This is a genomic window from Sphingobacterium sp. JUb56 (assembly GCF_014191365.1).
Classification (GTDB): Bacteria; Bacteroidota; Bacteroidia; order Sphingobacteriales; family Sphingobacteriaceae; genus Sphingobacterium; species Sphingobacterium anhuiense.
Map to the genome: position 1 here is coordinate 2,465,413 of NZ_JACHWL010000001.1, position 17,193 is coordinate 2,482,605.

The following is a 17,193-nucleotide window of genomic DNA, read 5'->3' on the forward strand; positions in this document are numbered from 1 at the left end:
TCTTTAAATCCCTAATTTTGATCTAAATTTTTCAATATGAGTCACCCCATTCCTGCAATTGAGTTTACTCCTGCTACGGCTTTTCAACGTTTATTGGATGTTTTATATACACTTCGCGTAGCTTGCCCGTGGGATAAGAAACAGACCATGCAGTCCTTACGTCATCTAACCATCGAAGAGTTGTATGAACTTACAGACGCTATCTTAGATGAAGATTATCCCGAAATCAAAAAAGAACTAGGAGATGTTATGATGCACCTGGTCTTTTATGCACGTATAGCAGAAGAGGAAAACCATTTTACGATAGTAGATGTACTCAATAGCATTTGCGATAAATTAATCAGCCGTCATCCCCATGTCTATGGCGATATTGATGTAGAAAATGAAGAACAGGTTAAACAGAATTGGGAGACCCTCAAATTAAAAGAAGGAAACAAATCTGTTTTATCCGGCGTACCTAAAGGTCTGCCTGCTTTAGTTAAAGCCTATCGTATACAGGATAAGGTACGTGGTGTAGGGTTTGATTGGGAAGATAAAAAAGAAGTATGGGCAAAAGTAGAAGAAGAACTAGCGGAGTTCAAAGCTGAATATGACATTGATAAACCCGAAGAGTCAGATTTAAATAAGGCTGAGGCCGAATTTGGTGATTTGCTTTTTTCATTAATAAATTATGCACGTCACATTGGTATCAATCCTGAAAATGCACTGGAACGAACCAATAAAAAATTCATTAGCCGCTTCACCTACCTTGAGCAAAGAGCTAATCAAAATGGACAAAATCTCCAAGACATGACACTGGAAGAAATGGATATTTATTGGAATGAAGCTAAAAAATTAAGCTAACTGTAAATAGAAGTTTATTTTTCATAACAGATCCGAAACATCCTGCTATAAAGAAATTAAAGCTCGATCTTGTACCGCACTATTATACAGTACAAGATCGAGCTTGCTCATGATAGCTTAAAAGCTAATATTAATTTTGTCTCTTAATTTCTTCCAAAGATTCAAGTTCATTTAAATCAAAAGGAGTCTCTTGATAAACATAGTAATTCAACCAGTTATTAAATAGCAAATTCGCATGACCAGACCACCTTACTAATGGTGACTGTGCTGGATCATTATTTAAATAATAATTATCTGGCACCTCAATTTCTAATCCTTTCTCCACATCACGCATATATTCAGTATGTAAAGTAAGTGGAGCATATTCTGAATGACCAGTTAAATAAAATTCACGTCCACCTCGTGATGATAGTATCGCAAGACCTGCTTCAGGAGATTCAGACAAAAGCTCAATTTCTGGTTTATCTTCAATTTCAGATTTTAAAATTGTCGTATGTCTACTGTGCGGGATAAAATACTCATCATCAAAACCTCTAAATAGAGGATTAGCTTTATCTAAAGTAGTATGTTTGTATACTCCAAACAGTTTCTCCGCTAATGGTGTTTTTTCAACGCCGTAAAAATGATAAAGTGCCGCTTGCGATGCCCAACAAATATAAAGTGTAGACGTCACGTGCTTTTTTGCCCAATCAAAAATACGAGTCACTTCATCCCAGTAGTTAACCTCTTCAAATGGCATCATCTCTACTGGAGCACCTGTAATGATCATCCCATCATAGTACTGATCTTCCACTGCAGAAAACGATTTATAGAACATTTCCAAGTGTTCTTGAGGTGTGTTTTTAGACATGTGAGTATCTAATCTCAAAAACTCCACTTCTACTTGCAAAGGATTATTAGACAGCAACCGGATAAAATCAGTTTCTGTTGTAATTTTCAAAGGCATTAAATTCAAAATTAGAACCTTCATCGGACGGATATCCTGTTCGTTGGCTCTAAGATCACTCATCACAAAAATATTTTCTTTTTTTAATAGCTCAATAGCTGGCAAATTATCTGGTATTTTGACTGGCATATGCTTCCTCCCTCACCTTGGTTTAGTTTGAGCATAAAGATAAAAAAATTTAAATGAGTTATCTCACCCATCGTTGATAATAGCTATAATAAATAGAATTAGAACTGATTTTAAAACAGACCGATACATCCTTAAAATTATGATGTCCATTGCTCAAAAACACTTAAAACCACTAATATTACGATAAAACACAACTCTTTAGGCGATTTAAGAGCTACCATCGAATATTAAAAACACATCTACCAGAAAAAAAAACTTGACACAGGAATGAAAATCTGCCCCCCACTCTTTATAAATCATAATACCTCCCGACATAAATTTTATTGCTTTTTAAAACCTTTCTCAGGAACGATAGTTGTATGATAAGAATACATTAAACACTCTTAATTATGAACCTATTACAAAATTGGAAAAAAGATATCCCGGCGAGTATTGTTGTGTTTTTTGTTGCTCTACCACTCTGTTTAGGAGTCGCTCTGGCGAGTGGGGCGCCTGTTTTCTCCGGAATTATCGCGGGAATTATAGGCGGTATCCTTGTAGGACTGCTATCAAAATCTACCATAGGAGTATCAGGACCAGCGGCAGGCCTAGTGGTCATCGTCTATACCGCTATCACAGACCTAGGGGCATACAATATCTTTTTAGTCGCAGTGGTTATAGCCGGTTTAATACAGATTGTTCTTGGATTATTAAAAGCAGGCGTAATTGGATATTACTTCCCTTCATCCGTTATTAAGGGTATGTTATGCGCTATCGGTATATCTATTTTCCTAAAACAGATTCCGTTGGCATTCGGATACACAGAGAAATTTTCGTTCAAAAATTTTGATGCATCTGATATTACTACCGGAGCTATAATCATGACAATTATTTCCTTAACCATACTTATTATATGGGATAATTTTCTTGGTAAAAAATCCAACTTCTTCAAATTGTTACCAGGCTCCCTTATTGCTGTAATTGTTGGTATTATTTACCAGATCACGATTGGAGATACAAACCATGAAGTATTTTCTATTGATCAGGACCTCCTGGTCAAAGTACCTGTACCTGAAACAGTAACCGACTTCCTGGGACAATTTACACTACCCGATTTCGCAAATGGAATAGCAAATCCAATGGTATGGCAAATTGCATTTACCATCGCCATTGTAGCCTCTTTAGAATCCTTATTATCCGTAGAAGCTACCGATAAATTAGATCCACTAAAACGTCAGACACCAACCAACAGAGAGCTAATAGCACAAGGAATAGGTAATTCATTTTCAGGTTTAATAGGTGGGCTTCCTATTACACAAGTTATCGTTCGCTCATCAGCTAATGCGATGAGTGGTGGAGTGTCAAAACTATCAACTATTGTTCATGGTCTCTTGCTTGTACTCAGTGTCATCTCCATTCCTGCATTCCTTAATTTAATCCCTAATGCAGTTTTAGCAGCAATCCTATTGGTTATCGGTTACAAATTAGGCAACCCAAAACAATTCTTGGACATGAAAAAATTAGGAAAAGATCAATTAATTCCATTTGTAGTCACAGTAGTTGGTATACTCACTACAGATCTCCTTAAAGGTATTATTGTCGGTTTAGTTGTAGCAGTAGTTGTGTCACTTATCAAATCCTATAATAATTCCCATGTTATGCTGGTCAAGGAAGGAAACGTTTTTCATATGAATTTTGCAGAAGAGGTAACTTTTGTCAATAGAGGAGCGATCGTAAAAGAATTAGATGGATTACAGCCTGGTTCTTACTTAGAATTAGACGTGCGCAAAACCAAAATATTAGATTACGATATCATTGAGTATTTAGATGAATTTAAAGTAAAAGCAAAAAACAACAATATCAACATAAAACTTATTTCCGAACGAGGAACAGTGGACAACCCCGACTCGTTTAGAGAATTCTTCGGATATGTATTAGTTGGTAGTGCTCATTAAAACACCGCTGAATAGCCATACACGATTAAACTATAAAAGTCCATACTGATTTAGTATGGACTTTTATAGTTTAATCTTCATCCGATAAATTCAATTCCTTCTGAATAACATTTAAAAACAGATCAATTCCTGCATGATTTACATTCGCATTATAGATTAATGATAAAGTGGTTCGCTGTTCAATATGGTTTAAATCAATAAAATTTACTTTAGAAGTATATCCTTTTTTTAAAGATGCCGGTACAATTGCAATACCCAAACCCTGCTCTACAAGATTGAAAATTGTCAAAGCATTTACCGTCCGCAAAGCAACATGCGGTTCAAATGAAGCATCTCTAAAAATACTCATCACCAGATCATAATAAGAATGACTATAATCTTTGGAAAACAGAATAAACAGTTCATTTTTAAAATCATTTAATGTTTTAAAATTTGCCGTCTGAATGGGATAATCGTGAGGAATAACCAACGAAAAGTGTTCTTTGATGATTGCGATATGACGAATCCCATTTGGAAAATTATCCAAACGCACGAGTCCAAAATCAAGTTCTTCCTTCAACACCTTGGTAATCTGCATCTCATTAGAAAGCTCCTGTAAGTCCACCTCAACTGCAGGAAAATCTTGTTTTAATCGAACCAGTACTTTAGCAAGAATAGATTGTACTGCTGAACCGATAAACCCAAGACGAAGTTCAGTGATATCGTCTGATCCCATAACACGAAGCTCACGAGCTATTTTATCCATTTGATTAAATAAAATATCAACCTCCTTTTTTAGGTAAAAGCCTGCTGCTGTAAGTCGAACATACCGTTTCCCTCTATCAAATAAAGTTGCTCTATAAATATCTTCCATCTGTTTAATCTGACGAGATAAGCCAGGTTGAGAAATATAAAGCCTTTCTGCCGCTTTTCTAAAATGTAACTCCTCTGCCAAAACTTTAAAATAATACAGATGCCTTAATTCTATTTGATAACTCATAGTAATCAATACTTGCCAAAATTGGTATTTATAATTATTAAATATAGGAGTTAAATTTGAAATAACGGAATGAGATTAACAGCTATACGCACGATAGAACGTTTAGGAAACAAAACCAATACACAGGCAACTTTTTCTAAATAATTAAGTACGATTCATGTATAAATAGTTCAAAATGCAAAAGTGTAATAATGGTCACTCCCTCTTAAAAAGCAACGTATAAATCAAATGGAAAGGATAGACAGATTTTGACGATCCTTAATCAACATAATAATTTATTCTAATGGTAAATAAAACTAAAAAATTTCAGTACGGCGAAGATACCATGACCAGCTCGCTAGCAATTCAGATAGCGAATGGAAATATTAAAGGTCAATTAACTGAACAAACAGTAAAAAAAGTTGTTCAAAGTGCACAATATGTTCAAGAAATTGTTGATTCCGGTAAAATAGTATATGGTATAAACACAGGTTTTGGTCCACTTTGTACTACGCTGATAAATCCTGCAGATACTAAAAAACTACAAGAAAATATTCTAAAAAGCCATGCAGTAGGTATAGGAGAGCCCATCGATCAGCAATTGTCTAAATTAATGTTAATTTTAAAAGCGCATGCCTTAGCAAAAGGATATTCAGGTATTCAACTAAGCACGTTAGAGCGCATTCTATGGTTTATTGATCAGGATATCGTTCCAGTGGTTCCTAAACAAGGATCAGTGGGTGCCTCTGGAGACCTAGCCCCTCTTTCGCACTTATTTTTACCTTTAATAGGATTAGGAAAAGTCTGGTATAAAGGTGAAATTCTTCCAACAGCTCAAATATTAACACGATTTGACACCAGCCCGATTACGTTAGGAGCCAAAGAAGGATTAGCACTCATTAACGGAACCCAGTTTATGGCAGCTCATGCCGTAAAAGCGGTCGTGGAAATGCAAAATCTCTTAGATAATGCAGATTTGGTTGCCACATTGATGATTGAAGGGCTAAATGGATCCATTAAACCTTTCTTTCCACAATTGCATGAACTGAGACCATACAAAGGAAATAAATATGTAGCAAGTACGATCTTCAACTTATTAGAGACCTCAGAAATTGTTACATCACATAAAAACTGTTCTCGTGTTCAAGATCCATATTCTTTACGCTGCATTCCACAAATACATGGAGCTTCTCGCAATGCATGGCTTCATTTAAAAGAAACCATAGAAGTTGAAATTAATGCCGTAACCGATAATCCGATCATCATCGACAGCGAACTAACCATTAGTGGCGGTAGTTTCCATGGACAGCCAATTGCACTTCCTATTGATTATGCAACATTGGCGATATCAGAAATCGGCAATGTTTCCGATAGACGTGTATATCTGTCACTAGAAGGCGATACGCCCAATGTACCAAAACTACTCCTCAAAGAAACAGGCCTGAACTCTGGATTTATGATCTTACAATATAGTACAGCAGCATTAGCAAGTGAAAATAAAGGGCTTTGTTTTCCATCCAGTGCAGATAGCATACCTACTTCTTTAGGTCAGGAAGATCATGTGAGTATGGGATCCATCGGTGCCCGAAAATTATTGCAGGTCATCAATAATGTTAGTAAAATATTAAGTATAGAACTTATTTGTGCGGCCCAGGCTTTTGATTTTCACAGACCGCTACAGTCAACGCCTATCATTGAGGCTGTACACCAAAAGATCAGAAAATCGATTCCACATATCAAAGAAGATCAAATTATGGAAGAGATACTTCAAGCTGCTCAACAGCTTATTTCTTCGGGAACTTTGATTACAGAAGCAAAACAAATTGCACATAAGCAAGGTATACCTTATCACGGTGTTCATCAGGAATATTTCAACAACTATTAAACTATGGGTAAAAAATTAATAGGTCCTTTCTCACAATTGTTATCATTGGCAAATGTTCCGGTTAAAGGAGCGCTTTCAGACCAGCAACTCGTAATTAAAGAACACGCTGGTATACTAACGGAAAATGGAAAAATAACAGCTATTGGTAATTACGATGGTTTAAGGGAGAATCATGCTCATGATGCAACTTTAGTAATCATAGAAGAGGAGACTGTTTGTGTTCCCGGCTATATCGATTGTCACACACATATTGCTTTTGCAGGGAATCGAGCTAATGATTTTGCCCTGCGTAATGCCGGTGTCAGTTACCTCGAAATTGCAAAAGCTGGTGGAGGTATCTGGAGCACAGTACAACATACCCGAAATGCAAGTGAAGCTGAACTGATCAAAAATATTATCAACTGTTCAAAGGCACTTATAAAACAAGGTATCACCACCATTGAAGTGAAAAGTGGCTATGGTTTATCTGTTAAAGAAGAGTTAAAAATACTGCGAGCTATAAAAAAAGCACAAGAATCCATAGCCGTTGATCTCATTCCAACTTGCTTAGCAGCACATATGAAGCCCAAAGACTATGAAGGCACTGCAGTAGACTATCTTGAAGAAATAGCATCTGAACTATTCCCTATATTAAAAGAAGAGCAGCTTTCCAATAGAATTGATGCTTTTATCGAACAAAGCGCCTTTTCTGCCGACGATATTCAAAATTACTTTACTAAGGCGCAGAAAATGGGTTTTGATATCACGGTACATGCAGATCAATTTTCCACGTCAGGATCGAAAGTTGCGGTTCAGTATAATGCAATTAGTGCAGATCACCTAGAGGCATCACATGAAACAGAAATTAAACTTCTGGCCGATAGCAATACCGTTGCCGTCGCCTTACCAGGTGCATCAATCGGAATTGGATGTGCATTTACCCCTGCCAGAAAACTTCTTGATCAAGGCGCTAGCTTAGCCATTGCCACTGACTGGAATCCCGGATCTGCTCCAATGGGACAATTAATGACCCAAGCGACGATTTTAGCTACTACAGAAAAATTATCCAATGCTGAAGTATTCGCTGCAATAACATTTAGGGCTGCATTAGCTTTAAATCTGACGGACCGTGGTCGTCTACAGCCAGGTGAACTTGCAGATTTTGCTATTTACAAAACCAATAATTATCAAAATATTACATACATGCAAGGAACACTAAAACCTGATCAGGTATGGAAAAAGGGAATTAATATCTATACGAAAGGAAAAGAATCATGATATTTAAAGAAGAAATTCTACAAGGAATACCAACTAGTCTACCACCTAAAGTTTCTTATGATAAAAACATAAGTCATGCTCCTAAGCGAAAGGATATTCTATCGGAAGATGAAAAAAAATTAGCCATTAAAAATGCATTACGCTATTTTCCAGAGCAGTGGCATGTAGAACTTGGAAAAGAATTTTTAGAGGAATTGATGCTATTTGGCAGAATCTACATGTACCGCTTCCGCCCTACCTACGAAATGTATGCTAGACCAATTGAAGCGTATCCTGGAAACAGCCTACAGGCGCGTAGCATCATGTTAATGATACAAAATAACCTAGATCCACAAATAGCGCAACATCCTCACGAACTCATTACCTATGGTGGAAACGGAGCTGTTTTTCAGAACTGGGCACAGTATTTAATTACAATGCAATACTTGGCCCAAATGAATGACGAACAAACCCTACATATGTACAGTGGCCATCCAATGGGGTTATTCCCATCTTCAAAAGATGCTCCAAGGGTTGTCATTACAAACGGCATGATGATTCCCAATTATTCCAAACCCGATGACTGGGAACGTTTTAATGCAATGGGGGTTACACAATATGGCCAAATGACGGCGGGCTCATATATGTACATCGGACCACAGGGAATCGTACATGGTACCACGATCACAGTTATGAATGCCTTCCGAAAACATTTGTCAAAAGAAGATACAATCCACGGGAAAGTCTTTTTAACATCAGGTCTTGGAGGCATGAGTGGTGCACAACCTAAAGCGGGAAATATTGCAGGGTGCATCACGGTATGTGCAGAGGTTAATCCTGCCGCTGCTCGCAAACGGCATAAACAAGGATGGGTGGACATCTTAATGGAGAACATGGACGATCTCATAGAACGCGTTCAACAAGCTATTAAAAATAAAGAAATTATCGCCATAGCCTACATAGGCAATATAATAGAAATATGGGAAGCATTCCTAGATGCTAATATTTATATTTCAGTTGGATCTGACCAAACCTCATTACACAACCCTTGGGCCGGAGGTTACTACCCGATCGGACTAAGTTTTGAACAATCAAATAAGCTAATGGCAGAACAGCCCGATGTATTTAAGGCACAAGTTCAGGCATCCTTAGTCCGTCACGTCGACGCTATTAATGCCCATGTCGCGCGTGGTACTTATTTCTTCGATTATGGAAATGCATTCTTACTTGAAAGTAGTCGCGCAGGAGCCGCTGTATTGGCGAGTAATGGTATTGACTTCCGATATCCATCTTACGTACAGGATATTTTAGGTCCCATGTGTTTTGACTATGGATTTGGTCCATTTCGCTGGGTATGTTCGACAGCAGATCCAGAAGATTTAAAGACAACAGACCATATCGCACTTGAGGCACTTCAGGAATTAAAAAAGACAGCATACCCTGAGATTAAACAGCAATTAGCTGACAATATCAAGTGGATTGAACAAGCAGATCAAAATAAACTGGTTGTCGGTTCACAGGCCCGGATTCTATATGCTGATGCTATTGGTAGAATTCGAATTGCTAAAGCATTTAATCTTGCGGTAAGAAATGGTCAACTAAAGGGTCCGATTATTTTGGGCAGAGATCATCATGATGTAAGTGGAACAGACTCACCATACCGGGAAACAAGTAACATTTATGACGGCAGTAAATTCACAGCCGATATGGCCATTCATAATGTAATCGGTGACAGCTTTAGAGGCGCTACTTGGGTTTCTATCCATAATGGTGGTGGAGTTGGTTGGGGCGAGGTGATTAACGGTGGTTTCGGCTTATTACTTGACGGTTCCGAAGATGCAGACAGAAAACTTGAAAATATGCTTTTTTACGATGTTAATAATGGTATTGCCCGCAGAGCATGGGCTCAAAATGACACCGCAAGACAGGCTATAGAAGTAGAATTAAAACGTACTACTACGTTGAAAGTAACCCTAGCAAATCTTGTTGATACAGACACGATGAACCAAATTTTCAAGGATTATGAAAACTAAAAACCAGAAACATTATACTCCGGCAGATAGAAAAATGTGGACAGGACGTATAGATGGGACAAGCGAAGAACATCTGCGTTGGCATCAGGTAATCACATGTATCGATCTTAATAATGAACAGGATCTTACGGATTGCTATGTCATACTGGGTTTTGCTTGCGATGAAGGTGTTAGAAGAAACCTAGGAAGAACAGGTGCGGCAAAAGGACCAGAAGTTTTAATAAAAGCATTGTCAAACCTGCCAGTATTTCGAGATAAAAAAACGAAACTCGTTGATGCCGGGACCGTTTATTGTTCCGACCATCAACTGGAAAATGCGCAAGAATCTCTTGCCTATTTTATCCAACTTATACTGCAACGCGGAGGCTTTCCAATGGTATTAGGGGGTGGTCATGAAGTTACTTTTGGTCATTATCTAGGACTCAAGTCGTATTCCCGCAATAAACTCGGGATCATTAATTTTGACGCCCATTTTGATATCCGAAAACCAGAACAGGAAATTGCAACTTCCGGTACAGGTTTTTACCAAATTGCACAGCAAGAAGAAAAAATCAATTACCTCCCTATCGGAATACAAAAAATCAGCAATACACAAGCTTTATTTGATGCGGTAAAAGATTATCAGATAAACTGGATAGAAGCTCAACATTTTCACAAGGCAAATAGCGAGGCAATTATCCAACAAGTTGAGTCACTTATAGCAGGAATAGATTACCTCTACCTAACCGTCGATTTAGATGTTTTTGCTGCAAGCTGTGCACCAGGAGTTAGTGCATTGGCCCATAACGGAATCCAGCCTGATGCTTTTTTCTTAGAAATTTTTCAACTAATCATTTCTTCAGAAAAATTAATAAGTATAGATATCGCAGAATTTAATCCGGCGTACGATATTGACAATCGTACTGCTAAATTAGCAGCGGACCTACTCTTTCATATTGTTAACCGTTAAATCTTTTGCTATAATTTAATTGCTAGCAATCCATTTTTTAATCGCAAAAAAAAGCAAAAGAAAAAATTCCTAGAACTATATTTAGGGAATTTATCCGTAAATTCGCAAGCAATATGGAAACTGTTGTCAGTGGTATTAGAAGTACCGGAAAATTACATTTAGGAAACTATTACGGCGCATTGAGCAATTTTGTGAAAATGCAAAATGAATATAATTGTTATTTCTTCATAGCCGATTTACACTCTTTAACTACGCACCCAACTCCTCACGGTCTGCAAAGCACCGTACGTCAAGTGATTGTTGAATATCTTGCTGCAGGTATAGACCCTGAAAAATCAACGATATATGTCCAGTCTGACGTACCTGAAGTAGCAGAACTTTATTTGTATATGAATATGAACGCATATCTGGGAGAGCTGGAGCGCGCTACTGCTTTTAAAGATAAAGTGCGCAGCAATCCTGATAATGTGAATGCAGGACTGTTAACATACCCTGTTTTGATGGCTTGCGACATCTTAATTCACCATGGCACAAAAGTTCCTGTTGGTAAAGATCAAGAGCAACATTTAGAAATGACCAGAACATTTGGTAACCGTTTTAATCGTTTATACGATGTCGATTATTTCAAAGAGGCATTTGCTTTTACCTATTCAGATAAATTAGTTAAAATCCCTGGTTTAGCGGGACAAGGAAAAATGGGTAAATCCAATGGTGAGGCAGATTGTATTTACTTGTCCGATAGTGCGGATGTAATTCGTAAAAAAGTAATGCGTGCTGTATCTGACTCTGGTCCAACGGAAATGAACCAACCTAAACCAGAAGCTGTTCAAAATCTTTTTGATTTAATGAAAGTTGTGTCAGCACCCGATACATTAGAACATTTTAACGATCTATATAACAATTGCGCTATTCGTTACGGTGATTTTAAAAAACAGTTAGCAGAAGATATGGTCATTGCAACAGAGCCTGTACGCTCACGCATTGAAGATATTTCAAATGATGATGCGTATATTGCTAAAGTAGCGAAATTAGGCGCTGAAAAAGCGAGTGAATCAGCACGTAAAACATTGAAAGAAGTACGTGAAATCATTGGCATTAAAAGATTTTATTAAGATTTAAAACCCAAAAATATGCATATTGCTATTGTCGGAAATATTGGTGCCGGAAAAACAACCTTAACAAAACTATTAGCGGATCATTTCAAATATGAACCTCAATTTGAAGCGGTAGATAACAATCCTTATTTAGAGGATTTTTATGCTGATATGAAACGTTGGTCATTCAATTTGCAGATCTTTTTCTTAAATAGTCGTTTTCGACAAATTGTTGAATTGCAAAAAACAAATATTGATATGATCCAAGATCGTACAATTTATGAAGATGCATACATCTTTGCCGAAAACTTGTACGATATGGGCTTAATGAGTGCGCGAGATTTTGAAAATTATAGCAATATTTTCCAGAGTATCATCCATTATATCAAACCTCCAGATCTATTAATTTACTTGAAGGCTTCCGTTCCAACACTTGTTAATAATATTCAAGTGCGTGGTCGTGATTATGAATCCGGAATTCGATTGGATTATTTATCTAAATTGAATGAAAAATACGATAAATGGATTGATAATTATAAGGATGGTAAATTAATGGTTCTTGATAAAGATAATTTAGATTTCACGAAAAACCCGGAAGATTTAGGTACTATCGTTGAAAAAATTGAATCGCAATTATTTGGTTTGTTTTAATCAAAAAATTTAGATCATTGAAAGGCCAGTTTTAATGCAAGACTGGCTTTACTTTTAAAACTGAAAAAATGAAAGTAATCGGTATTATTCCAGCACGCTATGCCTCTTCCAGATTCCCTGGTAAACCATTAGTTGATATTGGTGGTAAATCCATGATTCAGCGTGTCTATGAACAAGTTAAAAATACGAGCTGTTTACATGAAGTAATCGTTGCGACAGATGATGACAGAATAGCTGAACATGTAAAGAGCTTCGCAGGAAATGTCATCATGACCGCCTCTTCGCATCAGTCAGGAACAGACCGCTGTGCAGAAGTTATAGCCAAGGTAAGTGGATTTGATATCGTCATCAACATACAGGGTGATGAACCCTTCATCAATCCGTTACAGATCGAGTTGCTAGCATCCTGCTTCGATAAGGAAGAAACACAGATTGCCACACTCGTCAAAAAAATCCATACAGAAGACGAACTGTTTAATGTAAATATACCAAAAGTGGTTCGCAATATTGCCGGACAAGCAATCTATTTTTCAAGACAGACCATCCCCTATCTAAGAGGAATCGAACAGAAGAATTGGTTATCAAAACATAACTATTTTAAACATATCGGAATCTATGGCTATAGAACTGATGTTTTAAAAGAGTTAACGCAATTGCCTATCAGTATTTTAGAAGAGACAGAAGCTCTTGAACAACTGCGCTGGATAGAGCACGGATACACTATTCAAACAGCAGAAACAGAGCATGAAACAATCGCTGTAGACACACAAGAAGATTTAGAACGTATTATACATATGTACTTCACATCCTAGATCAACGGTGTTCTGTAAAATACAATGCACGAACACCGCTTAGTAACTCTATTTTCTCTGCTCCTGTTAAGGAACGGACTTGCTCTTTAATCTGTATCAATTCCGTTAATTGCAAGGGTGTATTTATACCCAGTAAAGCAGCAGTAACCGCCTCATTCGAAAGAACAAAAGAAAGTGCCACAGTCAGATTATTAACATGGTGTTTTTTTGCAAATGCATGTAGATTGCGAATGATATGCTGTACTTCACTTGAGCTATATTGCAAAAAATTCTCAGCTTGTTTATTGATCAGCATCCCTTTTGCTACTGCACCTCTTGCTAGAACAGAAATACGATGATGCAATAAATAAGCTCCCATTTCTTCCTCTAAACGTCTATCCAATAAACTGTACTGCATCATAACGGCACTGATATTAGATTTTGCTACGTACTCGCGAATAACATTAGAACGAATCGAAGACAAACCGTAAGTTCGAATTTTGCCCGCACTAACCAGTAATTCGAAAGCTTCGATAATTTCATCAATAGGATCTTCAATGGTACCACCATGAAGCTGGTAAAGATCAACATAATCTGTTTTTAATCGAGACAAAGATGACTCAACAGTTTTCACGATATAACTTTTTGATGCTTTCCAATCCCATCCATTTCCATCGGCTCGCCAGCTATTTCCAACTTTTGTAGATAAAACAATGCGTTTTCTAAAGTCCTGTACCGCTTCCCCTACCAGCATCTCGTTAAATCCTTTTTCATATAAGTCAGCAGTATCAAAAAAATTGATACCGCTGTCAAAAGCTTTACGAATAATTTCAACCCCCTGCTTGTGTTTACTACCTTTCAAAGACATGCACCCCAAGCCGATACTGGAAACCTCGATTGCTGATTTACCTAACTTATTATACTGCATCCTTCACGAAATCCAATAACTCAATATCAAATATTAAAATGCTATTGGGAGGAATAACACCCATGTTTTGACTTCCATATCCTAATTTACTTGGTACATAAAAACGATATTTTGCTCCTTTAGACATTAAAGGAACACCTATTTTCCAGCCTTCAATCACGCGATCTAATTTCATTTTTAGAGGTTCATTACGATCTAATGAACTATCAAATTTCTTTCCATCCAATAAAGTTCCTGTATAATGTACTGTTACTTCGTTTTCTCGAGTCGGTTTTTCCCCAGTGCCTTCTACCAATACTTCATACTGCAAACCCTCTTCCGTAGTTTTTACAGTTGTTTTTTTAGCATTTTCTGTAAAAAAAGCCTGCTCTTTGGCAAGATTTTCTTTCTCCTTTATTTCTCTCGCTTCGGTAACTGCGCTTTGGATAACCATGCGCAATTGATCTTCTTCAATCAAAGAATTTTGACCATCAAGAGCACTAACTATTGCTTTACCGATTAACTCTTTATTCCAATTTGTAATCTCCAAATTTTTCAATGTACCACCAATGTCACGTCCAAAAGCATATGACACGGAGTCTGTTTTAGTCGCTAATAATGGTTTAACAGCTGTTGTTTTCTTTACAGTTTTCTTTTTTTGTTGTGCCGTTACAGATAGTGTAGCCAAAGACAATAATGCCAAAGCAATATATTTCATATAATTTTAAGTATGTTTTGACACAATATTAGTAATAATTTCTTGAGTATTGTTCTTATAATCGACAACAACTCGCGATTTACTATTTAGCCAAGCCTCTATAGATAGCATATTTTTTTGTTTTAAGCTCGAAATAACGGGTACACCCATCTCTTCCAGTGCCGCAGCATTCAAATGTTGCTCATACTGATTTTTCATTGGAACCACCAACAATTTCTTTTGAAGGAACAATGCCTCCGCTGGGGTTTCAAATCCAGCCCCACATAGCACTCCCGAAGAACTTGCCATACTAGCAATAAATGCATCATTGTTAATAGGACGTATCGCCACATTCTTCATATCAAAAGCCCGCGAATTATGCTTACTGAAAACCTGCCAACTGATATCTGGAAATTTCATTAAATGTTTCAACAGATGTGCATCATCATAGGCCGGTAAATAAACAGTATAGTGCCCCTTATCCTGAACATCCAGCTCGCGCACGGAATTACGAATGACAGGAGTGTAAATGTTCTTATTATAGCTTTTAAAATGAAAACCGTAAGCATGCGCCGTGGGGGCATAATTCTTCATAATAAATTTACCCAGCATATCCGTCTCATCTGGTTTGGGACTGGAAGCATCTAACGCAGCGATCTGATGACTCAAACCAATACAGGGAAAATCCTTCATATGAGCAGACCAGGCAGATATGGGTTCAAAATCATTAATTACAAGATCATACTGATCTATAGGAAGTGATTTGATTTCTTGTGTAAATTTACGAACAGTAGAACTCATAAATGTCTTCCAGAGATCTACCCCTCCTGATTTCCCAAAAATAAAACTCAAACCATGCAGGCGATATTTCACTTCAAACGGTAAAACTAAATCCGCTTGGATTCCACTCACCAAAACATCAACCTCTCCAAAATTACGTAAACAAGGCACAACATCCATCGCTCGACTGAGGTGGCCATTACCTGTACCCTGTACCGCATAAAGTATTTTCATAAACTTCGCGATTATTTATCGGCAAAATAAAAATTTTTCATGACAATAAAGTTAAATTTAGGTTACGTTTTTTGTTCTTAATAAAGAATACATTTAAAAATGCGAAGGATATTTTGTAACTTACTATTTATTAACCAATTGTTTCAACATGAAAGGATTATCAATTATAATCTCTTTATTTATTATATTTATAATATGTAGCTCATGGGGATTTTTTGCACATAAAAAAATTAATGAATATGCCGTTTATACCCTTCCTCCAACATTAGCTTCCTTTTATAAGAAAAATATTCTCTTAATTAGTTCAAAAGCCGTAGACGCAGATAAAAGATGCTATATAGATAGCCTTGAATCGCCCCGCCATTATATCGATATTGATGATTATAACGAGCCCTCGATTGACTCGATCCCCATTCACTGGACAAAAGCCAAAGAAAAATATCAGGAAAAACAGCTCTTGTTAAATGGAATTGTCCCTTGGCAAATATCATTTTCCTACCATAAACTCGTCAAAGCATTTAAATTCAAAGATATTAGACAAATCATCCGTCATTCTGCAGACCTAGGGCACTATATTGGTGATGCTCATGTTCCTTTACATACAACCAAAAATTATAACGGACAATTAACCAACCAAATTGGAATACATGCATTTTGGGAAAGTCGTTTACCCGAAATGTTTGTCAAAGAGTATTCATTTATAAAAGGTCCAGCAAAATTTATTGAAGATCCATTGCATACCTCCTGGAATATCGTCAAACAAAGTAACTTGCTTGTTGACTCAGTACTTGCACTTGAAAAACAACTGGATAAATCTTTTTCAAAACATCAAAAATATTCCTTTATAGAGCGAAATAATCTACTGATCAGAACCTATTCCGATGAATATGCCAGGGCCTATCATACTGCCCTCAATGGCATGGTTGAAAAAAGAATGGCTAGTGCTATACAACAAGTGGGGTCATTCTGGTATTCTGCTTGGGTTGAGGCCGGACAACCAGACCTCAAAAATCTACAAAAAGTAACGATAGATGACCAGCCCCTTGATATCAATAATAAAAAAAATATGGGCAGAGAAGAACTATAAAACAACCGGACTATATACTTATTAAAAACTGGCACCCTG

Annotated in this window: 15 protein-coding genes; 10 read left to right on the forward strand and 5 right to left on the reverse strand. The window is 37.0% G+C overall.

Annotated features, from left to right (window positions below; genetic code table 11):
• Positions 1-36: 36 nt before the first annotated feature.
• Positions 37-843: a nucleoside triphosphate pyrophosphohydrolase gene (gene mazG / locus FHR29_RS10300; RefSeq protein WP_183914405.1), complete on the forward strand. Its 807-nt coding sequence runs from the start codon at positions 37-39 to the stop codon at positions 841-843.
• A 130-nt stretch (positions 844-973) separates the two neighbouring features.
• Here mazG and metA read toward each other — a convergent pair whose 3' ends face one another.
• Positions 974-1,918, reverse strand: a complete 945-nt coding sequence (metA, locus tag FHR29_RS10305) for a homoserine O-succinyltransferase (protein ID WP_132841624.1) — start codon at positions 1,916-1,918, stop codon at positions 974-976.
• Positions 1,919-2,307: 389 nt separating this feature from the next.
• Here metA and FHR29_RS10310 point away from each other — a divergent pair, with 389 nt between their 5' ends.
• On the forward strand, positions 2,308-3,852 hold the full coding sequence (locus FHR29_RS10310) for a SulP family inorganic anion transporter (RefSeq protein ID WP_183914407.1): 1,545 nt from the start codon (positions 2,308-2,310) through the stop codon (positions 3,850-3,852).
• 70 nt (positions 3,853-3,922) lie between these two features.
• On the opposite strand, the gene FHR29_RS10315 is transcribed toward FHR29_RS10310, so the two are convergent.
• Positions 3,923-4,831 carry a LysR family transcriptional regulator gene (locus tag FHR29_RS10315; protein WP_021188752.1) on the reverse strand — a complete coding sequence of 303 codons (909 nt, stop codon included), beginning with the start codon at positions 4,829-4,831 and terminating at the stop codon, positions 3,923-3,925.
• Between the two features lie 283 nt (positions 4,832-5,114).
• On the opposite strand from FHR29_RS10315, the gene hutH reads away from it, so the two are divergent.
• The 7 genes from hutH (at position 5,115) to kdsB (ending at position 13,470) form a co-directional block, all read left to right on the forward strand.
• Positions 5,115-6,695, forward strand: coding sequence for a histidine ammonia-lyase (gene hutH, locus FHR29_RS10320; protein WP_021188751.1), 1,581 nt, complete (start codon positions 5,115-5,117; stop codon positions 6,693-6,695).
• A 3-nt stretch (positions 6,696-6,698) separates the two neighbouring features.
• Entirely contained in the window at positions 6,699-7,952 is a 1,254-nt protein-coding gene (gene hutI / locus FHR29_RS10325; RefSeq protein WP_183914409.1) for an imidazolonepropionase, read from the forward strand.
• Positions 7,949-9,964 (forward strand): urocanate hydratase, encoded by a 2,016-nt coding sequence (locus FHR29_RS10330; RefSeq protein ID WP_183914411.1) that lies wholly within the window; start codon positions 7,949-7,951, stop codon positions 9,962-9,964. Before hutI ends, FHR29_RS10330 begins: the two co-directional genes overlap by 4 nt.
• A complete protein-coding gene (gene hutG, locus FHR29_RS10335) occupies positions 9,954-10,913 on the forward strand; it encodes a formimidoylglutamase (RefSeq protein WP_183914413.1) in 960 nt (319 codons plus the stop codon). Before FHR29_RS10330 ends, hutG begins: the two co-directional genes overlap by 11 nt.
• 113 nt (positions 10,914-11,026) lie before the next feature.
• Positions 11,027-12,025 carry a tryptophan--tRNA ligase gene (gene trpS, locus FHR29_RS10340; protein ID WP_132771374.1) on the forward strand — a complete coding sequence of 333 codons (999 nt, stop codon included), beginning with the start codon at positions 11,027-11,029 and terminating at the stop codon, positions 12,023-12,025.
• Positions 12,026-12,043: 18 nt separating this feature from the next.
• The gene (locus FHR29_RS10345) at positions 12,044-12,658 is read left to right on the forward strand and encodes a deoxynucleoside kinase (protein WP_021188747.1); all 615 of its coding nucleotides are present in this window, start codon (positions 12,044-12,046) and stop codon (positions 12,656-12,658) included.
• Positions 12,659-12,726: 68 nt separating this feature from the next.
• Complete coding sequence (gene kdsB, locus FHR29_RS10350) at positions 12,727-13,470, forward strand: 3-deoxy-manno-octulosonate cytidylyltransferase (RefSeq protein WP_183914415.1); 744 nt, start codon at positions 12,727-12,729, stop codon at positions 13,468-13,470.
• Between the two features lies 1 nt (position 13,471).
• Here the strand turns inward: kdsB and FHR29_RS10355 are convergent, their stop codons facing one another.
• The 3 genes from FHR29_RS10355 to FHR29_RS10365 are packed head-to-tail and all read right to left on the reverse strand — an operon-like array spanning position 13,472 to position 16,067.
• Entirely contained in the window at positions 13,472-14,377 is a 906-nt protein-coding gene (locus FHR29_RS10355; RefSeq protein ID WP_132771372.1) for an aldo/keto reductase, read from the reverse strand.
• Positions 14,367-15,074: an FKBP-type peptidyl-prolyl cis-trans isomerase gene (locus tag FHR29_RS10360; protein ID WP_132771371.1), complete on the reverse strand. Its 708-nt coding sequence runs from the start codon at positions 15,072-15,074 to the stop codon at positions 14,367-14,369. Before FHR29_RS10360 ends, FHR29_RS10355 begins: the two co-directional genes overlap by 11 nt.
• Positions 15,075-15,080: 6 nt before the next feature.
• Positions 15,081-16,067 (reverse strand): glycosyltransferase family protein, encoded by a 987-nt coding sequence (locus tag FHR29_RS10365; RefSeq protein ID WP_021188742.1) that lies wholly within the window; start codon positions 16,065-16,067, stop codon positions 15,081-15,083.
• A 148-nt stretch (positions 16,068-16,215) separates the two neighbouring features.
• On the opposite strand from FHR29_RS10365, the gene FHR29_RS10370 reads away from it, so the two are divergent.
• Positions 16,216-17,154 carry a zinc dependent phospholipase C family protein gene (locus FHR29_RS10370; protein WP_132841612.1) on the forward strand — a complete coding sequence of 313 codons (939 nt, stop codon included), beginning with the start codon at positions 16,216-16,218 and terminating at the stop codon, positions 17,152-17,154.
• Positions 17,155-17,193: the final 39 nt, after the last annotated feature.

Coding starts and splice junctions, on each gene's coding strand:
- mazG (WP_183914405.1), top strand. CDS start 37: ATGAGTCACCCCATTCCTGCAATTGAGTTTACTCCTGCTACGGCTTTT.
- metA (WP_132841624.1), bottom strand. CDS start 1,918: ATGCCAGTCAAAATACCAGATAATTTGCCAGCTATTGAGCTATTAAAA.
- FHR29_RS10310 (WP_183914407.1), top strand. CDS start 2,308: ATGAACCTATTACAAAATTGGAAAAAAGATATCCCGGCGAGTATTGTT.
- FHR29_RS10315 (WP_021188752.1), bottom strand. CDS start 4,831: ATGAGTTATCAAATAGAATTAAGGCATCTGTATTATTTTAAAGTTTTG.
- hutH (WP_021188751.1), top strand. CDS start 5,115: ATGGTAAATAAAACTAAAAAATTTCAGTACGGCGAAGATACCATGACC.
- hutI (WP_183914409.1), top strand. CDS start 6,699: ATGGGTAAAAAATTAATAGGTCCTTTCTCACAATTGTTATCATTGGCA.
- FHR29_RS10330 (WP_183914411.1), top strand. CDS start 7,949: ATGATATTTAAAGAAGAAATTCTACAAGGAATACCAACTAGTCTACCA.
- hutG (WP_183914413.1), top strand. CDS start 9,954: ATGAAAACTAAAAACCAGAAACATTATACTCCGGCAGATAGAAAAATG.
- trpS (WP_132771374.1), top strand. CDS start 11,027: ATGGAAACTGTTGTCAGTGGTATTAGAAGTACCGGAAAATTACATTTA.
- FHR29_RS10345 (WP_021188747.1), top strand. CDS start 12,044: ATGCATATTGCTATTGTCGGAAATATTGGTGCCGGAAAAACAACCTTA.
- kdsB (WP_183914415.1), top strand. CDS start 12,727: ATGAAAGTAATCGGTATTATTCCAGCACGCTATGCCTCTTCCAGATTC.
- FHR29_RS10355 (WP_132771372.1), bottom strand. CDS start 14,377: ATGCAGTATAATAAGTTAGGTAAATCAGCAATCGAGGTTTCCAGTATC.
- FHR29_RS10360 (WP_132771371.1), bottom strand. CDS start 15,074: ATGAAATATATTGCTTTGGCATTATTGTCTTTGGCTACACTATCTGTA.
- FHR29_RS10365 (WP_021188742.1), bottom strand. CDS start 16,067: ATGAAAATACTTTATGCGGTACAGGGTACAGGTAATGGCCACCTCAGT.
- FHR29_RS10370 (WP_132841612.1), top strand. CDS start 16,216: ATGAAAGGATTATCAATTATAATCTCTTTATTTATTATATTTATAATA.